Genomic DNA, 910 nt, shown 5'->3' with positions numbered 1-910 from the left:
TGTAGAACCCCGGCCCGCCGTAATCGGGCCGGGGTTCCGGTCTCAGCCCCCCCGGGGGCACCCGGCTCGTGGTGCCCACACCTGACCACTACCCGAGGGTCCACGCGCCTGCCACGCCATGCTAAACCGGACAGTGGGCGCTGCGAGCCCGTCCGCGCCGACGTCCTCCCGCCCCACCGGCTCGCCCGCCAGCCGATTCCCGCTGGAACACCTGCCGTTGGCGTTGTTCCCGGGCAACGGCCACCGGCTCTCCTTCGCGGCGGACGGGCGAGCCCGAACGGGTGACGAAAGCGCACGCCGCCCCTCTGGTCCGGCTCTCCTTGCCCGGGCCCGTGACCGCACGCACACGGGCCCGGGGCGGAGTGACAAGCCACGCGACCACACGGCACTTCCCCTCACAACACCACGGGATGAGCGACATGAGCAATTGCCTGGTGGAGGACGCGAGCGACGCCAGCTACATCATGGACATCCTCGACATCACTCTGACCCCCGCATCGCCGCGCCTTGGACACCAAGTCCGCTGGGAGATGCACAGCCACCTCAAAGAGACGGTCGACCTGACCCGGGTCACCTGCAGGGTGATCATGAAGATCGGCCCGATGAAAATACTGGACAAAAGCTACGGACTGCCCGATCTGCTGGCAAGCATGGGCACGGGCCTCTCGGGTGACCCCCGGCCGCCCGCCGGGCCGTGGAGGCAGACCTGGGACCTGCAGATCCCCGGGGCGGTGCCGGTGGCGAGGCATCGGATCCACCTGCGCGCCCGAACGGCAGACGGGAAGAACTTCCTCGCCCTGGACATTCCCGTCGCCTTCAGCCACAGCTGGGCCACGGCCGGCGACCACATCGGCTCCCCGAACCGCCCCGGGCTCGACAGGGATCTCAGCTGGTCACTGTGACCCGGAGC

At 69.5% G+C, this 910-nt stretch carries 1 protein-coding gene; it reads left to right on the top strand.

Annotated features, from left to right (window positions below; genetic code table 11):
- Positions 1 to 410: 410 nt before the first annotated feature.
- Positions 411 to 902 (top strand): hypothetical protein, encoded by a 492-nt coding sequence (locus C1I97_RS38005; RefSeq protein ID WP_146608454.1) that lies wholly within the window; start codon positions 411 to 413, stop codon positions 900 to 902.
- The last annotated feature ends 8 nt before the right edge of the window (positions 903 to 910 follow it).

Origin of the sequence: Streptomyces sp. NTH33, from assembly GCF_003236365.1 — a bacterium.
Classification (GTDB): Bacteria; Actinomycetota; Actinomycetes; order Streptomycetales; family Streptomycetaceae; genus Streptomyces.
Note: the sequence above shows the minus strand (reverse complement) of the source record. Positions and strands in the feature narration are given on the sequence as shown.

Bases quoted from the DNA above. Each gene is read 5' to 3' on its own strand.
- C1I97_RS38005 (WP_146608454.1), top strand. From the start codon at position 411: ATGAGCGACATGAGCAATTGCCTGGTGGAGGACGCGAGCGACGCCAGC.